Annotated in this window: 26 protein-coding genes; 24 read left to right on the top strand and 2 right to left on the bottom strand. The window is 53.1% G+C overall.

Annotated elements, in window-relative coordinates:
• Nucleotides 1-309 precede the first annotated feature (309 nt).
• Together cas9 and AB5213_RS06515 are read left to right on the top strand one after the other, a co-directional pair.
• Complete coding sequence (gene cas9 / locus AB5213_RS06520) at nt 310-4524, top strand: type II CRISPR RNA-guided endonuclease Cas9 (RefSeq protein ID WP_368276515.1); 4215 nt, start codon at nt 310-312, stop codon at nt 4522-4524.
• Nucleotides 4525-4552: 28 nt separating this feature from the next.
• On the top strand, nt 4553-4762 hold the full coding sequence (locus tag AB5213_RS06515) for a hypothetical protein (RefSeq protein ID WP_008370732.1): 210 nt from the start codon (nt 4553-4555) through the stop codon (nt 4760-4762).
• A gap of 1363 nt (nt 4763-6125) precedes the next feature.
• On the opposite strand, the gene AB5213_RS06510 is transcribed toward AB5213_RS06515, so the two are convergent.
• Nucleotides 6126-6953, bottom strand: coding sequence for a site-specific DNA-methyltransferase (locus AB5213_RS06510; RefSeq protein ID WP_368276514.1), 828 nt, complete (start codon nt 6951-6953; stop codon nt 6126-6128).
• Nucleotides 6954-7220: 267 nt separating this feature from the next.
• On the opposite strand from AB5213_RS06510, the gene AB5213_RS06505 reads away from it, so the two are divergent.
• The 8 genes from AB5213_RS06505 to AB5213_RS06470 all read left to right on the top strand — a co-directional run bounded on the left by AB5213_RS06505 (nt 7221) and on the right by AB5213_RS06470 (nt 11751).
• Nucleotides 7221-8606: a flotillin family protein gene (locus AB5213_RS06505; RefSeq protein WP_368276513.1), complete on the top strand. Its 1386-nt coding sequence runs from the start codon at nt 7221-7223 to the stop codon at nt 8604-8606.
• Nucleotides 8607-8920: 314 nt separating this feature from the next.
• On the top strand, nt 8921-9259 hold the full coding sequence (locus AB5213_RS06500) for a hypothetical protein (protein ID WP_368276512.1): 339 nt from the start codon (nt 8921-8923) through the stop codon (nt 9257-9259).
• Between the two features lie 43 nt (nt 9260-9302).
• On the top strand, nt 9303-9542 hold the full coding sequence (locus tag AB5213_RS06495; protein WP_215634396.1) for a hypothetical protein: 240 nt from the start codon (nt 9303-9305) through the stop codon (nt 9540-9542).
• Nucleotides 9543-9962, top strand: a complete 420-nt coding sequence (locus tag AB5213_RS06490) for a hypothetical protein (RefSeq protein WP_368276511.1) — start codon at nt 9543-9545, stop codon at nt 9960-9962.
• 174 nt (nt 9963-10136) lie between these two features.
• Entirely contained in the window at nt 10137-10337 is a 201-nt protein-coding gene (locus AB5213_RS06485; RefSeq protein ID WP_118199899.1) for a hypothetical protein, read from the top strand.
• Between the two features lie 52 nt (nt 10338-10389).
• On the top strand, nt 10390-10581 hold the full coding sequence (locus AB5213_RS06480; protein WP_173826446.1) for a hypothetical protein: 192 nt from the start codon (nt 10390-10392) through the stop codon (nt 10579-10581).
• A 70-nt stretch (nt 10582-10651) separates the two neighbouring features.
• Nucleotides 10652-11380, top strand: coding sequence for a DNA/RNA non-specific endonuclease (locus tag AB5213_RS06475; protein WP_256171013.1), 729 nt, complete (start codon nt 10652-10654; stop codon nt 11378-11380).
• 35 nt (nt 11381-11415) lie between these two features.
• Nucleotides 11416-11751: a hypothetical protein gene (locus AB5213_RS06470; protein ID WP_346997442.1), complete on the top strand. Its 336-nt coding sequence runs from the start codon at nt 11416-11418 to the stop codon at nt 11749-11751.
• On the opposite strand, the gene AB5213_RS06465 is transcribed toward AB5213_RS06470, so the two are convergent.
• A complete protein-coding gene (locus tag AB5213_RS06465) occupies nt 11734-11895 on the bottom strand; it encodes a MarR family transcriptional regulator (protein ID WP_368276509.1) in 162 nt (53 codons plus the stop codon). The genes AB5213_RS06470 and AB5213_RS06465 overlap by 18 nt on opposite strands.
• 177 nt (nt 11896-12072) lie before the next feature.
• On the opposite strand from AB5213_RS06465, the gene dcm reads away from it, so the two are divergent.
• From dcm to AB5213_RS06395, 14 genes are all read left to right on the top strand, one after another.
• The gene (gene dcm, locus AB5213_RS06460) at nt 12073-13041 is read left to right on the top strand and encodes a DNA (cytosine-5-)-methyltransferase (RefSeq protein ID WP_368276508.1); all 969 of its coding nucleotides are present in this window, start codon (nt 12073-12075) and stop codon (nt 13039-13041) included.
• Nucleotides 13042-13048: 7 nt separating this feature from the next.
• Nucleotides 13049-13504, top strand: coding sequence for an EcoRII N-terminal effector-binding domain-containing protein (locus tag AB5213_RS06455; protein ID WP_368276507.1), 456 nt, complete (start codon nt 13049-13051; stop codon nt 13502-13504).
• A complete protein-coding gene (gene lepB / locus AB5213_RS06450) occupies nt 13501-14064 on the top strand; it encodes a signal peptidase I (RefSeq protein ID WP_368276506.1) in 564 nt (187 codons plus the stop codon). The genes AB5213_RS06455 and lepB overlap by 4 nt, the downstream gene beginning before the upstream one ends.
• 69 nt (nt 14065-14133) lie before the next feature.
• Nucleotides 14134-14565 carry a hypothetical protein gene (locus AB5213_RS06445; protein WP_368276505.1) on the top strand — a complete coding sequence of 144 codons (432 nt, stop codon included), beginning with the start codon at nt 14134-14136 and terminating at the stop codon, nt 14563-14565.
• Nucleotide 14566: 1 nt separating this feature from the next.
• Complete coding sequence (locus AB5213_RS06440; RefSeq protein ID WP_368276504.1) at nt 14567-15268, top strand: hypothetical protein; 702 nt, start codon at nt 14567-14569, stop codon at nt 15266-15268.
• Between the two features lie 527 nt (nt 15269-15795).
• Nucleotides 15796-16203, top strand: a complete 408-nt coding sequence (locus AB5213_RS06435) for a zinc-ribbon domain-containing protein (RefSeq protein ID WP_195501613.1) — start codon at nt 15796-15798, stop codon at nt 16201-16203.
• Nucleotides 16204-16354: 151 nt separating this feature from the next.
• Nucleotides 16355-16525, top strand: a complete 171-nt coding sequence (locus AB5213_RS06430) for a hypothetical protein (protein WP_195501615.1) — start codon at nt 16355-16357, stop codon at nt 16523-16525.
• A 114-nt stretch (nt 16526-16639) separates the two neighbouring features.
• Nucleotides 16640-17065: a hypothetical protein gene (locus AB5213_RS06425; protein ID WP_368276503.1), complete on the top strand. Its 426-nt coding sequence runs from the start codon at nt 16640-16642 to the stop codon at nt 17063-17065.
• Between the two features lie 233 nt (nt 17066-17298).
• A complete protein-coding gene (locus AB5213_RS06420) occupies nt 17299-17511 on the top strand; it encodes a hypothetical protein (RefSeq protein WP_044998675.1) in 213 nt (70 codons plus the stop codon).
• 114 nt (nt 17512-17625) lie between these two features.
• Nucleotides 17626-20898 (top strand): CAP domain-containing protein, encoded by a 3273-nt coding sequence (locus AB5213_RS06415; RefSeq protein ID WP_368276501.1) that lies wholly within the window; start codon nt 17626-17628, stop codon nt 20896-20898.
• Nucleotides 20899-21355: 457 nt separating this feature from the next.
• Complete coding sequence (locus tag AB5213_RS06410; RefSeq protein ID WP_044998673.1) at nt 21356-21634, top strand: hypothetical protein; 279 nt, start codon at nt 21356-21358, stop codon at nt 21632-21634.
• Complete coding sequence (locus AB5213_RS06405) at nt 21628-23133, top strand: ATP-dependent RecD-like DNA helicase (protein WP_368276500.1); 1506 nt, start codon at nt 21628-21630, stop codon at nt 23131-23133. Before AB5213_RS06410 ends, AB5213_RS06405 begins: the two co-directional genes overlap by 7 nt.
• Entirely contained in the window at nt 23118-23579 is a 462-nt protein-coding gene (gene dut, locus AB5213_RS06400; protein ID WP_368276498.1) for a dUTP diphosphatase, read from the top strand. Before AB5213_RS06405 ends, dut begins: the two co-directional genes overlap by 16 nt.
• A gap of 4 nt (nt 23580-23583) precedes the next feature.
• A complete protein-coding gene (locus tag AB5213_RS06395) occupies nt 23584-25191 on the top strand; it encodes a hypothetical protein (protein ID WP_368276497.1) in 1608 nt (535 codons plus the stop codon).
• Nucleotides 25192-25206 lie beyond the last annotated feature (15 nt).

Below are 25206 nucleotides of genomic sequence, written 5' to 3'. Positions count from 1 at the left end.
CATTCTTCTTCAGTAAAAATCGCCAAAAAAAATGCCCCATACGGGGCGCCCCAAAGGGCAGTTTGTGGCTTTGAAGCCGTATTTCGACTTACACATACCGTAAACCAAGCGGTAATTCACCACGACCAATATAGCACAGCAGGAGAGCATGGGAAGCGGGAATTGAAAGTTTCTGAAAAAATTTTTGGAAGCAATTTTTGGAGCGATAGAGAATCATAAATCACAACTGGAATATTTTAGTACTGTGGTATAATGGCACTACAAAAGAAAAGCCAGCATACCGCCTATGAGCAGGAAAGGAAATACGCTATGAAAAAGTTGAAGCAGATGAGTGGGCCTTATTCCATCGGGTTCGAGTTAAGTTCGACGGCACATGGATTCGTTGCAACGGATCCGAACGGGAATGTTTTGTACCATGGAAAGCAACCGGTTATGGGAACCCGTGTTTTCAAGGAAGGTCAGCATGCAGCTGAGGCGCGTATGCCGCGAACTTCCCGCCGTGGAATCCAGCGCCGTCGTGGACGTGAACATGAGATGGAGCGCGTTTTCGCACCGGTGATTTCCTCTATTGATCCGGATTTCTTTATCCGACGCCGGATGTCCTACAAGCTTGGAAAAATTCGGTTCGAGAGCGACCCGATCGGATTCAGCTATAGTCGTCTGTTCCATTCGTTCCCGACGCTTGCCCATCTGGACGTCGCCCTTATGGAAGCAGATAGTGCAATGGATCCACGTCTGATTTTCGAGGCCGTTGCGAATCATGTTGTCCGGCGCGGTCATTTTCTGCTCGAAAACCAAAATGTTTCGTCTACGAACTCTGATATCGATACGCAGGTTGCAAACTACGCGGAAGTTCTTGTGTCCTATTTTGAGGACACCCTTGACGAGCGAATCGAGCTGTCACTGGAAGCTCTTGACATCAATGGAAATGTAACGGCGCGTGAGCTGCAGAAGCAATTCGCATCTGCCATGTGCGTGTCGGGTGATGATATTCAGAAGAAAACGGAGAAGGCTCAAATTAAAGCCATTGCAGATCTTGTCGCCGGCTATAAGGCAGATCTGACGGTGCTTGTTCCCGATGCTGAGAAACTTCCTAAAGTATCGATTTCCGATGGCGATGCGTTGGAGGAGTTCTTGGCGGATTCCTGTCCGGATTCCCTCGTTCCTGTTCTGATGGCAGCGCAGGCGCTCTACACTTCCTGGAAGCTTCAGGGAATGCTTTCTTATGCACCTGGCAAAAGCCTTTCGCACAATCAGGTTGCCCAGCATGACGTGTATGGGAAGCAGCTTCGCATGCTTAAAGATCTTGCACTCAAGTATGTCGCGAAGCAGGATGCAAACGGTAATGTTGACGAGGACGGATTTAAAGATTACGTTCGGTTCTTTGGCGGTCCGAAGTGTGAGGACAGGTACCGCTACGACAAGGTTCAGGTGAAGAAGCAGGATAGCCCGAAAAAAAACATGGGCTATACCGCCTACAACCTGAATGTTCTCGGTTATGAGGAGTTTGCCAAGCGTGTAGAGCTCCTGTTCAAAGATACCGATGCCGTGAACGATCCGCAATACAAGACGATGATGGAGGCATTTGCAAATCATGCTTTCCTGCGCCGTATTCATACGGTCGACAATGCTGCGATTCCCTATCAGTTGCACGTCGAGGTTGTAAATCGAATCATCGACAACCAGGGGCGTTTCTATCCTTGGCTCATTGATGCTCGCGAGCATATTCTGAAGGTTCTGACTTCTCGAATTCCCTATTATGTCGGTCCTCTTGACAGTACGGACCATGGTAAAGCCGGCGAAAACGGCACGCGTTTTGCATGGGTGAAACGTCTTGCTGGTCATGAGGACGCATTTGTGTCTCCCTGGAATTATGAGGATCATATTGATATCGACACGACAGCCGAGCTTTTCATCCGCCGCATGACGGGAGAGTGCTCCTATCTCGACGGCGAGGATGTTTTGGCGAAGAATTCTCTATTGTATGAGAAATATTGTTTCTTTAATGAGCTTGCGAGCCTCAGCTTTACGGAGGATGGAGATTCCTGGATGCCATTCGATGCTGGAATGCGGAAGGCTATCTATGATGCCGCTTCGGATGGAAAGACGATGACGGTGAAACGCATCGAGTCCGTGCTGCAGCGAGACTTCTTTATCGCACATCCTCATGTTCGTGGTACGTCGAATCCGAAAGCCATGTCTTCCAAGCGGTCCAATTATGCATATTTCTGCAGGCTCTTCGACGTGAAAGCGCTCAGTGCTTCCGACATGAGCATGGCGGAGGACCTGGTTCTGTGGAATACAGTGTTTGAGGATCGCGATATCCTGCGCCGAAAGATCCTGAAAACCTATGGTGACCTGCTCACGGAAAAGGCGGTTGACGATTTCTGCCATAAGCGTCTTTCCGGTTGGGGAAAGCTGTCTGAGAGGCTGCTGACCGGCATCTGGGCAGATACGGCTTCTGGCGATCTGTGCGTCATGGATGTCCTTGAGCAGGGCAGGCCTTATGGTCGCTATCGTGGTTCATCTATGAACCTGATGCAGATTCTGAATGACGATGCTCTTGGTTTCAAAATGGAAATCAAGAGGCTTAACGATTCGCATATGCAGATGGCAGAAGGTTTTGATCTGAACGCCCTTCCCGGCTCGCCGGCACTTCGTCGCGGCGTGAGTCAGGCGATGAAGGTGTTGGATGACATCGTTTCTGTTGCCGGTAAGGCTCCGGATCGCATTTATCTGAAGGTGACGCGAACCGCCTCGAATAGCCGAAAGGGTAAGCGAACCGCCAAGCGCTCCGATAAGATCAAGCTGGCACTCAAGGCATTGGATGCGGATGCAGCGGCGGACCTTGGTGCGGCAAAGCTGCTTCGTGAGCTTGGCATGTTCGATGAGAAGGAGATTAACGAGCGCATCTACCTATATTTCCATCAGGCAGGAAAATGCCTTTATACGGGAAAGCCGATCGACATCACTCGAATTGTATCGAATGATTACTATGTCGACCATGTTGTACCGCTTGCTTACCGTAAAGACGAGTCACTGGACAACAAGGTGCTTGTTTATGCAGAGGCCAGTCGTTATAAGAGTGAAACGCTGCTTGTGTCTCCAGCGGTGCAGCGGAAGATGCTGCCATTTTGGAGGATGCTTCGTAACGCCGGGCTTATGTCCGAGCGAAAGCTCAACGTGCTGATCCGTACTGAGATTTCCGAAGGCATGCTGAAATCGATCATCGGAAGGCAATTCACGGAAAACAGCTGGGAGGCAAAACTGTTTACGGCTGCGGTTGCGGCAAAGTATCCGGGAACGGTTGTCATTCCCGTTAAGGCTGGGGTTATCGGTGCCGTACGAAGCCGGATCGGAATTCCGAAAAGCCTTAAAGCGAACCAGTTCTATCACGCACACGACGCTCTGCTTGCAGCCGAGGTCGGGCGCTATATGGAACTTGCGAAACCAGCGTTCGTCCATAATCGCGTTAAGTATGAGCAGTACATGCGCAAGATCAAGCTGGTTGATGAGGAGAACAAGAAGGCTCCGAAGTCACAACTTGATTTCTTTGCCGGCGGTTTCTTCTTTGACCGTGTCGACAAGGACACAGGTGAGGTTTACTGGAACAAGGATGAAGAGGTGGAGCGCATCTATCGTGCATGTGGATGGAAGAACCTTCGTGTCACATATGCCGCCTTTGAAGACGGCGGCGCATTTTGGAAACAGACGATTTACTCTCCAAGGGAGAAGTCGAAACTGATTGCCACGAAGTCAGACCGTCCGGCAGAAATTTATGGTGGGTACAGCTCTCAGACGTTTGCCAATTTCTTTGTCTATGAAGTGATGAAGAAAAAGGTGAAACAGCTTCGTTTCGGTGCGGTACCGGCTGCGATCGCATCGAAATCTGATCCGGATACTTACAACGCTATGCTTGAGATGTATGCCCGCGGTTTGGCGAAAACGGCAAAAGAGAAATTCGTTCGCATCGTTCGTGCCCGTGTTCTTAAGAACACGATGATCGAGCTTTATGGCGAGCGCTTCCGGATTGCCGGTGAGAAGCAGGTGTATCCGGTGCGCCAGATGCCATTGGCGATTGATGAGATGTACCTGCTGAAGGGAGTTGAGACGATTGTAGCGGCAGGAAATGCCGGAGCATCCGCAAGGATTGATTTTGAGAAGGCCGCAGAGTCTTTGGTTGGATTCTGGGATCTGCTCCTCGAGAAACTTCCAGTCAATTACCCGAAACTGACGGTTCAGCTGAAGCTTGGTTCGTTGAAGCATCCGAAGGACATCCTTGCAGCAACGAGTGAATCCGAATTCCCAGCTATCGTGTACAAGATTGCAGAGGCTGAAATTCAGGTGATGGAACAGGCAAGCGGACTTCGGAATATGTCGGACACCAAGATTCTCGGCGGCAACACGTTTGGCGGAAGCCTGGTGTTCACCTTTAACAAGGTGCTGAATGATCCGAAGTCAAAGGCTTGTTTTATTGATACTACGCCGGCCGGTCTTTATGAGGTGAAAACGAAGATTTGGTAAAACGGCGTATATCGAGCATGCGCGGAAGATGAGGTACGAGGCGGGGGACATGGTTGTGCAGAATCAGACATCTGAACAACCGGCAAAACTCCGCCTCGATGGATACGACACGATTCTTCTTGATGCTCACGGTGTTTTCCTGACTGATTATCAAAACCTTCGTAAAACCCCTGGTTTCAACTACGGGGAGTGTCAGCTGTTTGACAAAGTTGAAATACTGTTCAAATTGGTGTCTTGAAGTACTTTGATACTCTGATACTATGTACATGCTCTTTGAAAAGATAAAATTGATTGGCTTCATGCGCATTAAAAGCACGGAGAAATGTGCACAGCGCATCAGGAGATTTTTAAAAATCTCCCAGAAAATAGGCTCAAAACGGTGATTTTTGCCGAGTTTTTTTGAAAATCTCGGCTGGTATTTGAGAGATTTTATTCAGCTTGATTTGCATAGTGATATTCACCATTTTTCCTGTTGAGAACAGGATTTTCTTTTATTTGTAATTAGTTAAGACCTAATTTAATGGGCACAAAACTACTGCTCGGTTTCGGAGGTACGGTAATCCAGGTAGTAGTTCACCAGCCCCGCTTTCCGAGCGCACGACCCATCCGTTTCGGAGGTACGGTAATCCAGGTAGTAGTTCACCTTGTCGACACAGATATGTACGCTTCGATACGTTTCGGAGGTACCGTAAATTAAGCAGTAGTTCACCGTCGGTGTGGACGCCTGAGTGCTAATCTTTGTTTCGGAGATACCGTAAATCAAGTAGTAGTTCACCTTCTCATTTCGTGTCTACGCTACGCTCCGCGTTTCAGAGGTACCGCAAACCAAGCAGTAGTTCACCCGCTCCATCGAAAGGATCCGTCATGGAATTGTTTCGGAAGTACCGTAATCCAAGTAGTAGTTCACCGGGCCTTCACAAGATCGTGCTGGGTCGAGGGTTTCGGAGGTACCGTAGACTAAGTAGTAATTCACCCGATGCTATGGCCTCGAACGTCGTCCATAGGTTTCGGAGGCACGGTAATCCAGGTGGTAGTTCACTAATCAGACCTTGGACGCTTCCATCCTGTCGGTTTCGGAGGCACCGTAAATCAAGCAGTAGTTCACCTCATGCCAAGGAGCCGTAGACGACGCGGAGGTTTCGGAGATACCGTAATCCAGGTAGTAGTTCACCATGCGGCGATGGGCAACACGCTGACGCTCAGTTTCGGAGGTACCATAAACTAAGTAGTAGTTCACCCGAGCGCCAAGGAGCGGTAGCGACGCGGAGGTTTCGGAAGTACCCGTAAATCAAGCAGTAGTTCACCGATGACGTCCTCACCCTTGATGCGGGAGTAGTTTCAGAGGTACCGTAATCCAAGCAGTAGTTCACCACTTGAAGAATGGTTCTAACCTCACCATTAGTTTCGGAAGCACCGTAGACTAAGTAGTAATTCACCAAGCATATGTTTAACGAATCTCTTTTCTCCGCTTCTGAAACACCGTAAATCAAGTCGTAATGCAGAAAGAACAACGAAAAGGTCAACGTTCCGCTTGCTTTTGAAAGTCCCGGAAGTTTTTGAGTCCGCATGCTACTATATATGGGTATGTAAAATAACTGGTTTTAGCTAATTGCCTGCTGTTCTGTCTCAAAGGTTCGCTTGGCCTCTTTAATGCGCTGATTGCATACGTCGATGTAATCAACGGGCCGCTTCTTAAACAAAGCAACATCTTCGTTTTTCTCAATGTCGATGAAAGAACGCCCTTCCAGCACGGCTGCAACACAGAACGATCCGCTTCCGCAAGCGTTGTCGAGAACGATGTCTCCAGGATTTGTGTATGTCCTGATCAGATAACGACCAAGCTCAACCGGCTTTTGAGTAGGGTGGTATACGGCACCCTCGGATTCGGCCGTCTTAAAATAGACGATGTCAGTTGGATAACGGCTGCCGTCGCTCTTTACGTGCCTCGGGGAAAAATCTCCATAGCTTCCAGTGAGCTGATCTTTGCGAACTCCCTTGTCGTAGGCTTCACCTTCGCTCATCTGCGGATTGTAAGTAGGCTGCGCCTTATAGAAAACGCATATGTCTTCGTATTTGCGAAGCGGTTGCTTTTTCGCGTTCAAGAAGTTGGTTGCTTTTGATTTAACCCAAATAAGCTTGTATTTATATATCTCAGGGGCGTGAAGCATCAGCTTCGCGGTAAAAAGCCCACTGCTTGTCAAAACGATAGCGCCATGCGGCTTGATGATGCGCAGGTACTCGGTAAAGAGCAGGTCGAGGTTGATAATCGAATCCCATTTATTCTGGGTGGTTCCGTAAGGGAGATCGCAAAGAATCATATCTATGGATTCGCCGGGAATGTCCTTCATCACCTCAAGGCAATCGCCCTCAATAATCCGGTCGCGGAAAGGCTCTAACGACCTCGTGTCCTCTGCTTTAATTACCTTCATCCGCGCTCCTTAAGTTCAGTCTTTCATTATACGTCTAGGCAAAGACGCTTCAATCCATTTGCGGACGTATGGTTAGAAAAGCGTGTTCAAAGGGGCGCGGGGGATCCACCGCATCGCTGCGCGCAAGTGCGTAGCGGTTGCAGGGGTAATGGCGAAACGCGACCGTTTGCAAAGGTCATCCGTTTGGGTGACCTTTTTTCGGCGCCATATTCCGGTATTATGGTATAATAGCCCCATTCACCAAAGCATCAACAGAAAGGAATAGAGATGCTTTTTGACTTGTTTGGTCCTCTGCTCGGACCGCTTCTAATCATGATCATGGTGATCGTCGTGTTCGAGTCCTGTTGGAGGAAGTGCCCGCCGGACAAGCTGATGATCGTATCTGGATTCGGGCAGACGCGTAGCGTGTCAGGAAAGGGCATGTTCGTTATCCCCGGTCTGCAGCGTTTGGACACGTTGGCTCTCGGTGCTGTGCAGGTTCAGTTGTCGACGGAGAATGAAATCCCGACACAAGATGCGATTCTTATCCATGCTTGCGCCGTCGCAAACTTCCAGATTGGACAGACTCCCGAATTGATCGAGATAGCATCGAAGAATTATCTCAATATGGATAAAGCCGAAATGACCCGTCAGGTCACCGAGGTGATGCTCGGAAAGATGCGCGAGGTTATCGGTCAGATGGATCTTAAGGAGCTCATGCGTGACCGTGAGTCCTTTAACCATAAGGTATTCGAGGGGTCGCGTGACGATCTTGCGAATCTCGGTCTTGAGCTTCGCACGTTCAACGTCCAGGATTTCTCAGATTCGCAGGGGATTATCCGCTCGATGGGTGCCGACCAGGCAGCTGAGATCAAGAAGGAGGCGGAGCTTGCCCAGATCAGGGCAGAGCAGGAGGTTGCCGAGCGCCAGAACCAGCTTGATTTGAAGAAGGCGGAGCTGAAGAAGACTGCCGACAAGGCCGCAGCCGAGGCAGATATGGTCAAGCAGACCGTGACGGCTGAAAAGCAGCGTGAACTCTATGTCGCACAGCAGGAGGCGCAGATCGCGGCTGAGACCAAGAAGGTCGAACTCGCCGAGCGCCAGGTTGCCGTGAAGGAGCGTGAGCTGGACGCCACGGTCCGTAAACAGGCTGAGGCTGACCGTTATGCTGCCGAGCAGAAAGCGGATGCCGAGCTCTACACACGTACCAAGAATGCAGAGGCCGCAAAGGTCGAGGCCCAGAATAAGTCTGACGCCGATCTCTACAGTGCCCAGAAGACGGCTGAAGGCGTCTCGGCTAAAGCTAAGGCTGAGGCAGAGGCGACGCGCCTTAAGGGTGAGGCTGACGGCGCCGCTGAAAAGGCACATGGCGAGGGTGTCGCCGCCGGCATCAAGGCCCAGACGGAAGCATACAACGGTATGGAGAACGCCTATCTACTCGCCAATCGCTACATCGATGTCATGCCGGAGGTCGCCGAGGCTGTCGCAAAGCCGCTGACAGCTGTCGACTCCATTAAGATGTATGGCGACGGCAACGCCACGAAGCTCGTACGTGACACGACTGGCATGGTCGATCAGGTGACCAGCGGTCTCAAGGATGCAACGGGCATCGATCTTACCGAGCTGCTTAGCTCGTTCCATCAACCATTTCAGCCTCGTGAAGACAACGAGTAGTCAATGTTAGCTGCGTGGCTTTAAGCTGAATTTACCAAGGCGCCTCGTTGGAACGCGGGGCGCCTTATTTTTGACAAAACGGAAGAAGTTCAGGGCGATTGTATCGTGATACCACTATGCTATACTAATATATACGGCATGGCACAACCAAACGAGCTACAAACATCAAGCCATGCTCTTTCCGCGCCCCAGCGAGGAATATTAGATGGATATGAGAGTCACTTTTAAGGCGCTCATATCCATCTTCATTTTTTGACCGACACGATAGACCATATCCCGTTGTCACAGATGAGAGAGCGTCTAGTCGTTTTTCCATGTCCGACAGCGATGAAAACATCCCGTACGGTCGCAAGTTCGGGTCCGGTTTTCGAGGGACACGGTACGACGGCACCGTAGCTGACGATGTCGAAAACACGCCCATCATTCCAGATGATATGTACAGGCGAATCGCTTTGATCAATCTCGACATTCACCTCGATCGCGTTAAGATCGAACGGTTCCATTTTTGCCTGCCTTTCATGCACATCGCAAGCGCTTGCGAAAATCAATCGAGCGAACGAAGTGAGCGGATCATAGGCGTGCCTGCACGCCGCACAGATGGCATTTCGCTAAATCGTCCAGAAATTCTCCCCGTCATACGTCTCGTTTCGTAATCCTATGCTACAATAGTACCGCCTAAAGGAAAGGGAAACAAGGATGAAAAACAGCACGATCAATGGTGAGGAAATCACGGATGAGCTGCGCCGCAAAATTGCAAGCCGGCTTCGTGGGAAAGCGAAAATAGCGACCCCGGACACCGTGGATTCCCTGCTTATGGAAGCGGTTTACGGCGATGACGTCATGGGGGTCTATGCCAAGAGATATCTAACGGATATCGCGGACCTGATTGATCCATCTGGTTTCGATTCCGCAGCATCCACTGAGATGGGAGATTAAATGAGCAAGCTCAATATCGATATGATTCGCGAGATTAAAAACAATCATCCCGCGGTTCCGGAGCCGTTTCTGAATGAAAGCAAACTCCTTGATGTCGAGGAGGACTGCAGGAAAGCATTTCTTTCTTCCCGAACCGGCAGGCTCGGTGCCTTTGGCAAGGCTTTTCACAGTTTTATTGAGGCTCCGTCCGGCGATCTCGTCTCCGCATATATCCTGGCAATCGATTCCGAGGACGAGCGCAAGGCGGATGTCCTGCTTCGGTTCTATACGGCTCCGGGAGAAAGGGCGGTTTTGCTATATCTCGATACGATCGCATTCGTGTCTGAGACGATGCCGGAGCCCGGCGATACGGTCACAGTCAAATCCTCACGTGAGCTCAGCAAGGATGTCATGTTGAACCATCGTTTCCAGATCGGGTAGATATGGCTATTGCAGTTTATTTGTTGGATGCGATGTTTAGCATCTACTTGGGTGTCTTAAGGGCAGTTTTCGTTATGCCGATGTGGATGAAATTAGAGATCTCCAGCATCTCGCTTCTGTTTTTGTCTGTCTGCCTTTTCTTTTTTGAATTCAGGCGGCGAAGGAGTGAGGCACATGGATAGACCTAAAATCGACGGGATTGTCGACTACATCAAGGCTGCCTACCCGGACAGCTGGCGTGATTACGTCCTGTGCCGCGCTGGAACCGAAGAACCGATAGCGGTTATGTTTCCACATATGGGTCGAATATATTACGCGCCGACTTTGTCTATGTTCGAGAAGGCCGGTCCGCATGGTCGTCACTTTGGAGAATAAGATGTTTTTCAATCCGTTTCGCCTGGGCCAGGCTGAGAACGAGAAAGTTCAAATGGACAGCCCAAAGAAAAAAGCGGTAGGAGAGAAGATCGTGATCGATGCCGAGGATCTTCTTTCTATCGCCCGCGAGCTTGAAAGTAGTTCGAATATCGTCCATATCAACGGCAAGGAATACACCGGTAAGAAGAGCTGGATTGCCAACCGTCTTCGTGAGATCGTCGCTTCTGCGCCGATCAATCGGTAGGGCTGCAGCTTGCGAGGCAGAATCTCAACTCCATTGTTTCTTTAGGCAATTTTAAGCAACGGGGAGTTGTATGAAACAACTTATATCTTCCAGAAACATCAAAGTCGTCCTTGCCGTAGTATTGGCAATCACTTGCATAAATGGAATCGGGCTGAATCTTAACGATCATCCGATTCAGGTGCCGGATGGAACGTCTTCTCCGCAGTCAAAAACCACTTCGACATCAAGTATTCCGGATTACACCGGGCTTGCGTCAGTTGTCCTTTCAGATGGATCAGGTCTAGACATATCCGATCTTCCTTCGGAGACTGTGCTTTCAGAGCTGGACAGTCTTGGACGGTGCGGTACCGTCGAGATGGTCGTAACGCCGGACACGATGCCCGCGGAGGGTGAGCGACGGGGAAGTATCGGGATGGTGAAACCTTCCGGTTGGCATACGGTGCGCGATGACAGCCTTGACGGCAAATACCTTTATAACAGATGCCACCTCATCGCGTGGTGCCTTTCCGGTATGAATGCGGAGGAGCGGAATCTGATCACCGGTACGAGATATATGAACGTAGAGGGCATGTTGCCCTATGAGACGCAGGTCGCGAGCTACATCGAGCGCACGGGGAATAGCGTTCTCTACAAGGTGGCCCCTGATTTCCGCGACAACGAGCTGATGGCTCGCGGCGTTCGCATCCAGGCGCAGTCAGTAGACAGTCAGGATGATGAACTTTCATTCGATGTCTATTGCTATAACGTACAGCCCGGATATGCCCTCGACTATCTGACCGGGGCGGCCTCTAAAGGCTAAACGGTAGGAAGGTAACTGCAAAGAAAGGAAAGCAGATGCAGGAATTCGCATGTTCGATTAGTCGCAAAGATTTACAGGATCTTGCAGACCTGGCGATGCAGGTCTATAGAAACCCGGATGAGCTTCCATTCACATATTTTCGTCCGATTAGGGATCGTCTGTACTCTTGGGGGTTCGACGCCATCAAGGACGCACAGGCAGTGATGTATCTCGGACGTGGCGACTACGATTCATATCAAATTGCCCGTAATGACCTTGAAGACAGCGGTTGGCTTTCTCCTGAGATTGAGATCAACAGCCTCGATAAGATTCCGCTTGGAGAATATCTTCAAGCCGGGATTTCGAAGATGAAATCAACTGATTGGGCTTAACTGAATCGCGAAGACCTCAAGAAACTCGTCAGTCTTTCCGACCCGCTTTACATGGTCAGCCAGCTCGAGCTTGGCAATGTAATTGACGATTGTCTGCTTGGCCACGCCGAGTTGTTCTGCGACCTCGCGTTTCGTTGCACCCATTTTTGTCCTTAGTCGGTGTTATCCTGAAATGGTCGATTTTTGGTCGGTTTTCACCATCTACCAGCGATTTTATCATTTAGTCGTTGTTTGTTCGACAACTACCGACCAATTGCCGAACATGTTTTTTAAAGTAGTCGACTAAATGTCCGACGTGTTCGATTGGGAATCTAGATAAAAGTGAGCTACACCTTCATCGATCTTTTTGCCGGCATCGGCGGCTTGCGTCTTGCCTTGGAATCAACGGGCGCAGAATGCGTTTACTCAAACGAATGGAACAAGTTCAGCCGGAAAACCTATGAGGCAAACTTCCATGAGGTTCCGGACGACGATATCACGCAGGTCGATGCGAAGGATATTCCAGACCACGATATTCTCGTCGGCGGATTCCCGTGCCAGCCGTTCTCGATCGCCGGCGTTTCCAAGAAGAACAGCCTTGGCCGCGCCACCGGTTTCGAGGATGAGACTCAGGGAACACTGTTTTTCGATGTCTGCCGAATCCTAGCCGAGAAACGCCCGAAAGCCTTCTTCCTCGAGAACGTTAAAAACCTGACCAGTCACGATAAGGGAAACACCTTCAGAGTCATCCAGGATGCCGTCGACGGCATCGGATACGACCTGTTCTACCAAGTCCTCGATGCGCAGGATTACGTTCCCCAGCACCGCGAGCGTATCGTCTTAATCGGTTTCAACCGAGACTTCTACGAAGGACGCGCCGAATTCGACTTCAACCTTCCGAAGCCGGCAATCAAGCCGTGCCTGGCTGACATCCTCGATGTCGACGTGCCAGACAAGTACACGCTGACCGACAACCTGTGGGCATACCTACAGGCCTATGCCGCCAAGCACAAGGCGGCGGGTAACGGTTTCGGCTACGGCATGGCAAACCCGGCAGGTCACTCGCGTACACTTTCAGCTCGCTACTACAAGGACGGTTCTGAGATCCTGATTCCCCAAGACGGCAAGAATCCGAGGCGCCTTACGCCCCGCGAATGCGCCCGTCTGCAGGGCTTCCCCGAGGACTTTGAGATCCCGGTGTCTGACACGCAGGCCTATAGGCAGTTCGGTAATTCTGTCGCCGTTCCGCTTATGGCCGAGGTAGCAAAAGCGCTTGTCACCGAGTTGACGAGGCTCGACTCCGAGAAATAGGAGAATCATGGCGGATCAGAACTTCTGTGCAGCGGCGATCGACGCGACGAGCCGCAGCACAAACACCTACATCAAGTTTTTGTCTGCCAACGATACCGGCCTGACCGGCGGACACCAGTCAGGCGTTCTCTTGAGCAAGAAGACATGCCCGATGATTTTTGGCGAGCTTCCAGATGAGCATGTCGCGAAACGCGAAAACATCCGCATAACGTGGCAGGACGATGTCAAAACGGACAGCACGTTCACTTGGTATGAAAGCAAGGGCGAGCTGCGCCTCACTCGCCTCGGTCGCGGTTTCCCTTACCTGAAGCCCGAGGAAACCGGGGCACTATTCGTCTTTTCCAGAGTTGTTTGCAGTTTGATGGGGAAGTTCGTGGTAATGGGAGAGGGGATGGCATTCCGAGTCCAAGATTCGGTACTGTGGTATGATGGTGCTATCCTAACAGAAAGGCGAAATGCATGACGACCGGTATTACTTCAATCCTGAAAAATATTCTGAAATTCATAACGTTCATCGGCGCTGTCGTGGCGGCGGTCTTCCTCTTGCGGGCGTTTGTGATCGAACCGTTTGTCGTGCCGACGGGATCGATGGAATCGACGATTGAGGTGGGTGACTGCATACTTGCGCAGAAGATTACCCTTGAGACGGGAAGTGATTTGAAGCCAGGCGACATCGTCGTATTCAAGAATCCGAGGCCGAGGAACGGAGTTGACCTCCTTGTCAAACGTGTCATCGCGACGTCCGGTCAGACCGTCGACCTGAAAGACGGCAAGGTTTATGTCGATGGCAGGCGCCTGGATGAATCCTATGCGATGGGGGAGAGCAAGCCACTGGATGCACATCTGTCATTAGCACCCGATTCCTATCCTTATACAATCCCCGACGGATGCATTTGGGTAATGGGAGACAACCGTGAGAATTCGGCAGATTCACGCTATTTCGGACCGGTGGAGGAGGATAGCGTGATCGGTATCGTATTCGCACGCTATTTCCCATTTGACAGGATCGGTTCTGTATCATAAGCCAGAGTCCTACGGCACATGAAACGTGCCGTAGGACTTTTTTAATGCCCTCTGAGCTGAACCTAGGTTTTGAAGAATCCAGGTCCATCAAGCTTTCTCGTCTGTAGTATCTTCCTACTGTGGTATGATGGTATTGCAATAAAGGAAAGAGTTGATGATTTTGAAGCCAAAGGAGTCCGGATGACGCGTAAATACAGGCTGGAGCGGACGGCCTTCATCGGATGCCGGAACACCGCCTATATGGATGTCGATGATGCCGAGCCGTGTTCATTTTGCGGTAGCAGGCAGGTGACTATCTACCCCTACAGGCAGGGAACCACCTCGTATGTCGAGGGCGTACCTACGCTCTACCTTTCATCTGCCACCTGCAAATGCCGAGGCTGCACCGCCGAGATTGACGGTCCCCAACGCAAATCGATTATCGAGGGCGAGGACGAATACAACGCCTGTATCGCCGCCCTCAAGACTTGGAATACACGCCATGCGGATAAGGAGGCATAAATTGGGACAGCGTGAAGAGACGACAGAGGAGCTGTCCGAGCGCGTTTTGGCTCGGTTGCGCCGCGAGTATTCCCTGGTCTCGTCTGAGGTGTGGGTGGACGATGTCCATCGCGTCGATTTCGTCGGTTTCAGGCCCGCGCGGAACTCACCGTTCCCATCATCCATCGAGCGGGGTGAATTCGTCTTCGTCGAGGTCAAATCGTGTATGAATGACTTCAAGAGCGGACACGGCCTGACGTTCCGGGGCGATGCGAACTGGCTCGTCTGCCCGCCTGATCTCGCCCAGACGCTCTATGAGACCCGACAGCTCCCCAAGGGCGCGACGGTCTTATGCCCGGACGCCCGCGGGCGTCTGCAGAAAAAATTCGACCTGGGGATCGGCTCGGGGAGCAGCCGGATTGCATCCGTCTCCGAGCTCCTGTTCCGAATGGTGAACCACAGTGCATACTCCTACCGTACATCGCGCGGGGTCTTTTCGAACGGCTATTGCCCGTGGTGCAGTCCGTACCGCGCCAAGCTCCTCAACGATATCGATGATGTCTGCGGGGACATGGATCTAATTGAGGGGATAGACCTTGCACTCGATGTCAGTGACCCGCATGGGGCGCATTTGACGATGTCTCACGATAACGATATCGACCGTGCATGGATTCCTATCAACTATTGCCCGATTTGCGGGCGAAATTTTCGGAAGGATAGATAAATGACCGTTATCCAGTATTGCCGCGAGAAGACCGAGGTGCGCGAACTCGTGATTATCCGTAGCGGCGGGTATGAGAGGTGCGTGGCCTATATCGACTGCGAGGATTTATTTCGCCTACCTCCCGATTACACCCATGCTGACGTCATCGATTCCTCCTACGGCCATATCAAGGTATTGGACCATCGAGGCGTATACGTAAGTGTTCCGTGTACCTATCTGGATATCAAATAGGGAAGTGCGCTGGGTGGATCAAGACGAGATCTGTCCACACATATGGTTTTGCTGGCAAAGGATTTGATACAGAAGGGAAGTTCTAGATGGCTTGTGAATATCGCGAAGCTGATCGGAGCAAACTCGAAGCTACATCATCGTACGCTGGCGCGACTGCCGATGAGATCTATATCATCGACCGTGCCGGCGAGTATAGCGGCCCCTGCTTTGAACATCTCATCGAGATATATATGGCAATCGGGAGAAAGGAACCCAAACCGATTACTTACTGTCCGTTCTGCGGGCGAAAGCTGTAGATGAATATGCTGGATGGAATGCAGATTGATTCCAAAGATCGACACGGGGCTGTCGATACATATGACATCGACCCGAGAACCCTGCTTACGTCGGACAGGGCGAGGCGGTCCGCGGCAAACCGTTTGCTGGAAGTCTATGGCTACTCGAATGAGATCGGCGAGGCGGATCTTCATGATTTCCTGGCCGCTGTACTGTTTGGACCCGGAATCAAGATTAGTGGTAATAGACCGATTATCGGTAGGTTGTTTGAGCTGATAAACCGCCCGGTTTGTGTTGTTAGGACACTTGAGACCGATGAAGGGGAAATCGTTCCCGTATGTTCCAATTGCGGCGAACCGATTTCTCTGACCGATTCCTTCTGCCCGCATTGCTCTGCGGAAGTAGTCGGCAATGAGTTCGATTGCTGAGTCACGTCACCACTTCTAGGTTGCAATCCGGCTGGAATATGCTGACAGGCTTCGTCTCAACTACGGAAGCCATGTGGCGTTCGGTTTAGAGCATGGCATTAAAGGATGCGGCTTGCAGACGGCGAGTTCGAATAGGAAAGGAGTTCAACTGATGATTCCGCTGACGACAAGGGATGCTGCCGATTGGAGCATGATCTGTGCGTACCTTCGACTTGATGATGAGGGAAGAAAACGCGTCATCGAAGAGATTGAATATCAGACATCGAGAATGATGAAAGAGCGTGAAGAGGAAAGACGTGCATGGCTTTCTAAAGATATTTAGGGCGGAAAAATGGCCCGGTGTCCGATAAGGAGCCGGGTCATTTTTCCTTCCTAGTAAGTAGCACCGTTGTATTGTGGTATCATCGTATCAGCAAATGCAAAAAAGGAGGAACGAATGGGCTTAAATGGGCTTTCGAAAGAATATATCCTGATGTCAATCAAGCCGCATTATGCCGACCTGATATATACCGAAAGGAAGCGCTTCGAATACCGCAAGAAGGCTCCAAAGCTGGTTGACTTACCGATCCTCCTATATGAGACGGCGCCGGTCCAGAAAGTGACAGGTATTATCGCCGATTGGTTGATACTACAGGCATCTCCGGAGGCCGTGTGGACGTATTCGAAGACCCACAGCGGCTTGACGGCTGACAGGTTCTTTGGATATTACGAGGGGTGCGATAAGGCCGTTGCCATCCGTATCTATTCAGTTGTTCCGTTCAAGGATTCGCTTGAGCTGCAAACCTTGAATTCTGAACTGAAACGGCCGCTCCAATCGTTTTGCTATGTACAATCCGAACTCGACTTGCCGATGAAAGGATGAGCTATGTTTTCTGATGATGATCTTCGCGCTTCAGTCAGTGGATTTCAAAAAGAACAGGCACGGAAGAAAAAGGTCTGCAGCCTGTGTGCACACTGCATACAGAACCCCCATGTTCGCGACAAACGTCATAGACCGGAGGACACCCAGATTCAATATTTGTGCGTCAGGCGCGGAGAGGAACATGCCTTTGAAACCGGACATGGCAATTCATGTAGCTATTGGAAGGGACGGCCGTGAGCGATATCGACATCTACGCAGGGCTTGGAGGCGGTAAGAAGCGGGTCCGTCGCGATGACGGGAAGATCTTCGACAGTATTGCCGCGGCGAGTATGTCTGCCTACGGATATGCGGGGAGTGGGATCAAACGGGCGATTACCACCGGACGCAAGGCGAAAGGGCATCATTGGTACTGGGCAGACGAAATTTCAGAAGATTCTCAGAGGTAGTACTCTAGTACCGTGGTATACTGATACACGTCAAGAAAACAGGGCGTTACTAAACGAAATTGGCTGTCATCCGCTATAGTTGACAGCACGTTTCGCAGAAAGGACGAAAGATTCATGTACGAGAAGAAGCACGCACTGCCAAACAAAAAGATTCACACTCCGAAGGGGATCGCGCGTCTGACCGTCACCGCGGCGACCATGGCCGCCATGACCGGATCGAGCCTCATCTCACCGTTCACGGCATACGCCCAGACCGGTGACGGGGGCACGCAGCACCCCGCCGTGATGTCGCCGATCGCCGCCCACGCCGGCGCGGCATCCGGTACCGGCGCGAAATCCGTCGCACAGACCATCGCGGATCTGCAGAAGGCAGTCGACGAGGCGAAGGCGAAGGAGGACGCCGCCAAGGCATCCTACGATGAGGCCGCCGGTCCCTACAACGAGGCGGCTTCTGCCCGCGACCAGGCCAAGGCATCCTACGATTCGGCAGTCAGCGCCGGCACGGCAGCCGACCGAGCGGCAATGGACGAGTACGCCCGTCAGGTCGCGGAGGGCAAGGACGCCGCCGATGCTGCCGGCAAGGACCTCGAGCAGGCGAAGGCGGGTCTCGCAGACGCCAAGGCGGATGCATCCGAGAAGGACGAAGCGTACCAGTCCGCCATCAAGGCGGCCCAGTCTGCCAAGGACGCCCTCGATAAAGCCAAGGCAGATGCCGTAGGCGCCACCCCGGAGGCTATCCGTGCCGCCGAGCAGGCGGTACGCGACGCCCAGGATGCCGTGAGCAGGGCACAGGCTGATCTGAACAACGCCAACGCGACGCTTGCCGATGCCCAGTCCAAGCTGGTTGCGGCCCAGTCTGCAAAGGATTCCGCCGATGCCGTCCTCGCCGCAGCCCAGCAGAACAAGGACGCGGCGGATGCGAAGGCCGCAGCCGCCAGCGCCGTCTACGAGAAGGCGAAAGCAGACCTCGTCGCAGCGGAGGCAGGCGCCAGCGGTCCGGAGTACGATGCGGCAAAACAGAAGGTCGCGGACGCGGAGGCAGCCCTCGCTGCCGCACAAGCGACACAGTCCCAGTGCGAGTCCGAGCTCGAGCAGGTACAGTCCGCTGCGGCAACGGCACAGACCGAGCTGAATGATGCCCAGGTGGCCCTCTCCGTAAAGCAGCAGGCCGCGGCCGATGCCGAATCCGGTGTGAACGCCGCCCAGTCCGCTCTCGATGCCGCGAACGCCGGCCTCGATGCCGCCAAGCAGGCGAATGCCGACGCCGTCGCCAAGCTGGATGCCGCGAAGCAGGCTGTCAAGAACGCCGAGTCCGCCAAGGCAGCCGCCGACGTAGAGCTCGCGAACGCCAAGGCCGCAAAGGATACCGCAGACGCCTCCGTGACCGCCGCGCAGCAGAAGGTCGACGAGGCACAGGCGAAACTCGATTCCGCCGACGCGCAACTCAAGCAGGGAGCCATCGGCTTCTTCCGTGCCATGGGTGCCGATTCAGCCATCGAGCTCATCCAGAACTGCACGTACAAGGACTACACCGAGATCGGAAACAGTCTCGACGCCACGAGCCTCGACAACATGCTCTTGTCCATCACGGTCATGAAGAATGTGAACGCATACCGCAAGTCCGTCGGTCTCTCCGAGCTTCAGGTCACCCACAAGCTCATTGCGGCGGCGATCGCCGATGCAAACTATTCGACGAAAAATGTAGAGCATGCCCAGCAGTTCGATGTCGGTGAAAACCTTGCCTGGAGCTATCGCGATCCCTGCAAGGCCTGGATCTATCAGGAAAAGGACCTGTTTGACAAGACTGCAGCCTCCCTTGGTGCGACGAATCTTTCCGGAAAGGATGCCTACGACTTCTGGTATGCCAATCAGGATAAGTTCGATTACTTCCGCATTGGCCATTACATGAACATCATCAACCCTGACTATGCTGTCATGGGATGCGGCCTGAACGATGACACCCGTTTGACGTTCTCGCTCACGCTGCAATACGGCGGTTGGTCCGGTTCAGGCTGGAACATGAATCCCATCTCCGTCGACGAGTACGAGCAGAATCTGACCTCCTACATCAACGGCCTGAAGAGCGCCAAGAGCGCACTCGATGCCGCCAAGGCCGACCTCGCATCAAAGCAGCAGGCCGCCACCGACGCCGCTGAAACCGTCCAGCAGAAGCAGGTCGCAGCGGATTCCGCACAGGCAGGTGTCGATGCCGCGAAGCAGGACGTCACCGATGCCCAGCGTGCCGTCGATGCCGCAAAGGCTGATGTCGCCGCCAAGCAGCAGGGCGTCACGGATGCCCAGACCGAGCTTGATGCGGCGAAATCGGACCTCGATGCCGCCAACGCGGCAGTCGATACGGCAAAGTCGACCGTCCAGCAGAAGCAGGTCGCCTTTGATGCCGCCAACGCAGCCGTAACGACCGTACAGTCTAAGTTGGATGCCGCCAAGGCGGACACCGTATCCAAGCAGCAGGACGTCTTGGATGCGAACGCCGATCTCGCGAAGTTCTTCCAAGACGTCGCCGACGCCAAGAAGGCGCTCGATACAGCAAAGAGTATCCATGACGCGGCGGCAGCCGATCAGGTCGAGAAGGCGACCGTCCTCGCCGCCGCCGAGCAAAAGGCGGACGCCACCGCACGCGCCCTCGCGGATGCCCAGCGTGCCGTCGATGCCGCAAAGGCCGACACCGGCGTTGCCGCCGACAGGCTCACCGGCTCCCAGACCGATCTCGATGACGCACAGTCGAACCTCGACATCCTCACCGGCCTTGCCGCGAAGCTCGCAGAGGCACAGCAGCGCGAGCAGGATGCAGTAAAGGCCGTCAATGACACCAAGGCCGCCCTCGATGCCGCGAAGGCGGGTGCCATCGCCGCCGAGTCCCTGGTCTCCGCCGCCGAGCAGGCGAAGGCGCAGGCAGACGCCAAGCTGTCGAAGCTGAACTCCATCGACGCCGGCGCGGCGATCGCTTCCGGCCATGACGCGAACGCGGATGACGCCCTCAACGCGCTTTTCGCCGCAGCAGTCGAGGCACGTGCCAAGGTCGCGCCCGCCAAGGCAATCCTGGACGAGAAGCAGGCCGCGGTGGACGGGCTCCAGCCCGACTATGATGCGGCACTCGCCGCCTACGAGTCGGCGAAGTCCGACCGCATCGCAGCGGAGCAGAAGCTTTCCGATGAAATCGCACGACAGGAGGCAGAGGAGGCCGCAAAGCAGCAGGCGGCATACACCCCGAAGCACCTCGCCGGCACGGATACCGCCCAGCCCGGCAGCCTCGCCCAGACCGGCGACCGCGCGGGACTCATCGGCGAGACGTTCGTCATCGGCGGTACCGTCCTCGTGGCAGCCGGCGTCTTCCTCGATCAAAAGAAGCGCCGCGAGCAGATGTAGTGCAAATCGCATAACGACTCGGAAAGGGGAATCCCGCAAAAGGGATTCCCCTTTTTTCGTCTTGCCAGCCACGGTTTGCGTCTTGACCGTCCATTTCCCAGCTTCCGCAGCGCCCTTAAAATCATATGGTTTACCTGCGTCGTTGGGACAATTGACGATGATTCATTGGGACGATTGACGGTAATCTGTGGTGACGATTTTCCCTTTTCCGCAGAAGCGCGAAGCAGGCAATAAAATATCGAAAATGAGGACCTATGGGTTCTTTCAACTCATAGGCTAAACCGCCATTCAGAGCTTGAACTTCGCTTTTTCTGGCACACAGACAAACGAGGCTTTCGTTCTGGTTATCGACGTCCCGGTGCCGACGCAGGGCTTTTTTAAGTACAAACAGTATGGTATTTTGGTATAATCCTACTACATCAAAAAGACCGACGTACAAAAGGGGAAAGTGATACCGATGTTCGAGTATGAGCAGGAGACCTACGGCAGCAAGGGCCGTGAGAGGATCCGTGCGGCGGCGATGGCCCACACGGGAAAGAAGGGGAAGGTCCTTCTTCCTCCGACGCGCCGCCAGAAGGCTGAAGGTCTCGATAAGGTTGAGGTTGATGTCTGCTTTGAGTCGGCGAGCAGTAATTTCCTGGTTTGTTCGACGTTGCCGACACGTAGGAACAAGCAGCATCGCATCACCGTGACGTATGCGCAGATCGCCAGTGGGGAAGTGAAAGTGAAATGGTAATCGATGAGACTGAGCTGGAGGGTCTGACCGAAGACCAGCGGGACGCCTACATTGCCCTGAAGGAGGGGCGTAACGTCTTCCTTTCCGGTAACGCCGGCACGGGCAAGAGCTATGTGCTCAACCGGTTCATCGATGACCTTGAGGCCCGTAGCGTTCCCTACACGGCGATGGCGCCGACGGGTATCGCGGCGCTCAACATGCACAATGGCTCGACCATCCACCGTACTCTGCAGGTGAGCGCCGGCGTATGCAACCCGTCCGAGAAGATTCGTCCCCGCAAGGTCCTGGCGGTCGCGGAGGTCATCATCATCGATGAGATCTCGATGTGCCGCATCGACCTTTTCGATTACGTCATGCGCATGATCTCTGATGCGCAGGTCTCGTCCGGTCGAAAGCAGGTCGTGCTCGTCGGTGATTTCTTCCAGCTTCCCCCGGTCATCACGGAAGATGACCGTGCGATCCTCATGAAGCTGTACCCCGGCAATTTCGAGGGTTGGGCGTTTGAATCCGATTACTGGGATGGGTTCGACTTCGAGCCGCACATCCTGAAGAAGGTCGTGCGCCAGGACGATCCGGAGTACATCGGGAACCTGAATCTCGCGCGTAACGGCGACGAGTCATGCATCCCGTATTTCAACGAGCATTCCGTATCGGATCGCAAGTACGCGCCCAAGGATGCCCTGTTCCTATGCTCGAACAACAGGCTTGCATCGAATATCAATACGGAGAGCGTGTCGGAGCTGAGCGGGAAGAAATACACCTATCAGGCCAGCGCGACGGGAAAGGTGAACAAGGGAGATCGCGCGGCCGACGATAAGATCACCCTATGCGCCGGTGCCCGCGTCATGTCGCTCGTCAACGACCCCGAAGGTAAATATGTCAACGGCTCGCAGGGCACGGTCGTGAAATGCACCAAGACGAGCGTGACGGTCGCCTTTGATGCCAATCCTGACGAGCCGGTGAAGATTGAGGCTCACACGTGGAAGATCCTCAAATCGGTTGTCGAGGAGTTCGTCGACCCGAAGGGCAAAACGAAAAACAAGGTGACTTCCGACACGGTAGGCGAGTTCACGCAGATCCCCCTCAAGCTTGCTTACGCCATCACCATCCATAAGTCCCAGGGTCTTACCTTCGATCGCTGCACCGTCCACACGAAAACCTTCGCCGCCGGGCAGCTCTACGTTGGTCTGTCCCGTTGCTCCAACATCGAGGGGCTTACCATCTTCCCGAAGATGGAGAAGAACCGACTCCATGCGAGTCGCGAAGTCATTGACTTCTATGCGCGTATGGAGAAGAAGGCGAGTGAGGGCACAGTCCAATTGGAGTGCCCACAGCGGTTCAGTGAGCAGGACAAGGCCTACATCGCCGACCTTCTGGAGAAGGAGAAAGCTGCCGAGAAGCAGGCCGTACCCGCCTGCTCATCTGCAGGGGAGGCTCTTCCATGGGAGCGCGAAGACGCACCCGGCAGGGACTATCAATCCACGTGGAATCAGTTTTAGGGAAAGGTATTTCAATGCAAATCGAGACTGTCGCAAAAGAGGGGTTCCTGCCCGTCCGTGTTCACCCGACGGACGCCGGCGCCGATCTACGCGCCGATATTCCGGAGCCGGTGACTCTCCAGCCGCGCGAATCGACCTTTTTCAATACCGGAATCGAGGTCGCCATCCCTGATGGCTATTTCGGTGCGTTGGCGATCCGCTCCAGCCTTGCCTGCAAGCACGGTCTGATGCTTGCGAACTCTCTTGGAATTATCGATTCGTGCTATCGGGGTCCCGTAAAGGCGAAGTTGGTGAACATTGGAAGGCGCCCCTACACGATCAACCCCGGGGATCGTATCGCTCAATTGCTCATTATCCCATGCGTCCATGCAACGTTTGTCCAGGTTGATGAACTTCCTGAAAGCGATCGCGGGACAGGCGGGTTCGGCAGTACGGGCGCCCAGTAGGCAAATGGTTGAAATGACGGGCTTCTTTCAAGGAGCCCGTTTTGCTTGGCGAGAGGTGGAGAGATATATGGTGTTGAACCGAGCGCATACCGAGAAATCAGACAGCGGGGATAGCACGCGCCCATTGCGCATGCTTTCGTACATCACTGCGGTAATGGTATCGATTTTCGTTGCGTGGTTTACGGGATATATCCGTATAGACGGGACGTTGGACACGGACGGCTGGTTCCTGTTGGCAACGGGACGTGAGATCGTGCACAACGGGATTCCCTTCGAGAACCCGTGGTCGCTGGATCCCGGGCAGGGCATTATTGTCCAGCAATGGCTGCACGATGTATGGCTTTATGGCTGGTATTCCCTTGCGGGCTATACCGGCGTCGCCACATCGGTGGTGGTTCCGCTGGCGATAGCGGCCATCGCCTATTATTTTTTAATTGAAAGGCTGACGAGAGGTTGCCGGCACCAAGGGATCACTTGGCTGCTGTATGCGGTCGGTTTCTTTCAGATGTTTCCCTACATCTCGATACGGCCTACCCTGTGGTCTGCCGGTTGCCTGTTCGTGACGTTGAATATCCTCTTTGCATGGCACGAGGACGGTAACGTTCGGGCACTTTGGCTTCTTCCGGCAGTCACCTTGCTTCAGGTGAATCTTCAGGCGGCGATGTGGCCCCTATGTTTGGCAGCGTGCCTGTCTTTCCTTTTACCGGAAATAGGGGAACTGCATATCAAGACGTTTAAGACCGACATGGTCGACTGGTACACCTATCGAATTCCTCTATTGAGGGCGTGTCTCTTGATGTGCATCGCCTCACTTTTCAATCCCTACGGATTCGGCGGGGCGATCTACACAGTGCTCTCTATGGGAGCCGCGTCCTACGGCAATGTCATTAGCGAGATGCGTCCATTTATCTCAAGTCCGAATGATTCCTATGGCATCGTCTGTACGATGGTGTGTATCGTCATTCCCATTGCCATCGCAATCATTAAAGGAAAGGTTCCGAACACCGGCGTGCTTGCATTTTGGATCGCGGCGGTGGTGATGGGCGTTCTGAAAATCCGGTGTTTTTGGATTGCCTGGACGGTTTCGTTCGCCGTTTGCGCCTATCTATGCGGCATCGGCAAAAACGACATCCAACGCGAGGAAGAGAGTGCTGTAATACGGCTGATGCCTGTCCTATTTATAGGAGTGCTCTTATCAACCTCGGTTTTAAACGCCTCGAATGCGGCCTGTTCTTCGGATGGCACGACGGCATCAGGTTGGTCTGCATTTGATCAAGAGATGGCATCGATTGTCGATGCCCTGAAGGGTACGGATGCACGCATTTTCTCCAGTGACGATACCTTGATGAATTATTTTGAGTGGGAGGGCATAAAGGTAAGCTACGATATGCGCCCTGAGATCTGGGCTAAGGCCATTGCCGGTGAGCGTACCCATGATGGTTACAAGCGCTATGTCGATGTCGTGAATGCAAAATGCTTCAAGACACTTAATGACGGATATTGGGATGTGGCTATCATTCGAAAGGATGAGCAGCGACTATTTGAAAAAGAAGTTAGGGGAAGCGAGAAGATTGTAAGTACTTCCCGGTATTGCCTATACAGGCTGAAATGAGATCTGGGTTTGATT

The organism is Coprococcus sp. RTP21204st1_G4_RTP21204_210225 (genome assembly GCF_040915385.1).
Lineage (GTDB): Bacteria > Bacillota > Clostridia > Lachnospirales > Lachnospiraceae > Allocoprococcus > Allocoprococcus comes.
Note: the sequence above shows the minus strand (reverse complement) of the source record. Positions and strands in the feature narration are given on the sequence as shown.

What these genes read in the sequence shown, in the direction of transcription:
- AB5213_RS06480 (WP_173826446.1), top strand. Translation starts at nt 10,390, where the DNA reads ATGGACAGCCCAAAGAAAAAAGCGGTAGGAGAGAAGATCGTGATCGAT.
- AB5213_RS06395 (WP_368276497.1), top strand. Translation starts at nt 23,584, where the DNA reads ATGGTTGAAATGACGGGCTTCTTTCAAGGAGCCCGTTTTGCTTGGCGA.
- AB5213_RS06425 (WP_368276503.1), top strand. Translation starts at nt 16,640, where the DNA reads ATGGGCTTAAATGGGCTTTCGAAAGAATATATCCTGATGTCAATCAAG.
- AB5213_RS06495 (WP_215634396.1), top strand. Translation starts at nt 9,303, where the DNA reads ATGAAAAACAGCACGATCAATGGTGAGGAAATCACGGATGAGCTGCGC.
- AB5213_RS06405 (WP_368276500.1), top strand. Translation starts at nt 21,628, where the DNA reads ATGGTAATCGATGAGACTGAGCTGGAGGGTCTGACCGAAGACCAGCGG.
- AB5213_RS06455 (WP_368276507.1), top strand. Translation starts at nt 13,049, where the DNA reads ATGGCGGATCAGAACTTCTGTGCAGCGGCGATCGACGCGACGAGCCGC.
- AB5213_RS06470 (WP_346997442.1), top strand. Translation starts at nt 11,416, where the DNA reads ATGCAGGAATTCGCATGTTCGATTAGTCGCAAAGATTTACAGGATCTT.
- cas9 (WP_368276515.1), top strand. Translation starts at nt 310, where the DNA reads ATGAAAAAGTTGAAGCAGATGAGTGGGCCTTATTCCATCGGGTTCGAG.
- AB5213_RS06415 (WP_368276501.1), top strand. Translation starts at nt 17,626, where the DNA reads ATGTACGAGAAGAAGCACGCACTGCCAAACAAAAAGATTCACACTCCG.
- AB5213_RS06435 (WP_195501613.1), top strand. Translation starts at nt 15,796, where the DNA reads ATGAATATGCTGGATGGAATGCAGATTGATTCCAAAGATCGACACGGG.
- AB5213_RS06475 (WP_256171013.1), top strand. Translation starts at nt 10,652, where the DNA reads ATGAAACAACTTATATCTTCCAGAAACATCAAAGTCGTCCTTGCCGTA.
- lepB (WP_368276506.1), top strand. Translation starts at nt 13,501, where the DNA reads ATGACGACCGGTATTACTTCAATCCTGAAAAATATTCTGAAATTCATA.
- AB5213_RS06485 (WP_118199899.1), top strand. Translation starts at nt 10,137, where the DNA reads ATGGATAGACCTAAAATCGACGGGATTGTCGACTACATCAAGGCTGCC.
- AB5213_RS06410 (WP_044998673.1), top strand. Translation starts at nt 21,356, where the DNA reads ATGTTCGAGTATGAGCAGGAGACCTACGGCAGCAAGGGCCGTGAGAGG.
- AB5213_RS06500 (WP_368276512.1), top strand. Translation starts at nt 8,921, where the DNA reads ATGTCCGACAGCGATGAAAACATCCCGTACGGTCGCAAGTTCGGGTCC.
- AB5213_RS06510 (WP_368276514.1), bottom strand. Translation starts at nt 6,953, where the DNA reads ATGAAGGTAATTAAAGCAGAGGACACGAGGTCGTTAGAGCCTTTCCGC.
- AB5213_RS06515 (WP_008370732.1), top strand. Translation starts at nt 4,553, where the DNA reads ATGAGGTACGAGGCGGGGGACATGGTTGTGCAGAATCAGACATCTGAA.
- AB5213_RS06490 (WP_368276511.1), top strand. Translation starts at nt 9,543, where the DNA reads ATGAGCAAGCTCAATATCGATATGATTCGCGAGATTAAAAACAATCAT.
- AB5213_RS06430 (WP_195501615.1), top strand. Translation starts at nt 16,355, where the DNA reads ATGATTCCGCTGACGACAAGGGATGCTGCCGATTGGAGCATGATCTGT.
- AB5213_RS06465 (WP_368276509.1), bottom strand. Translation starts at nt 11,895, where the DNA reads ATGGGTGCAACGAAACGCGAGGTCGCAGAACAACTCGGCGTGGCCAAG.
- AB5213_RS06505 (WP_368276513.1), top strand. Translation starts at nt 7,221, where the DNA reads ATGCTTTTTGACTTGTTTGGTCCTCTGCTCGGACCGCTTCTAATCATG.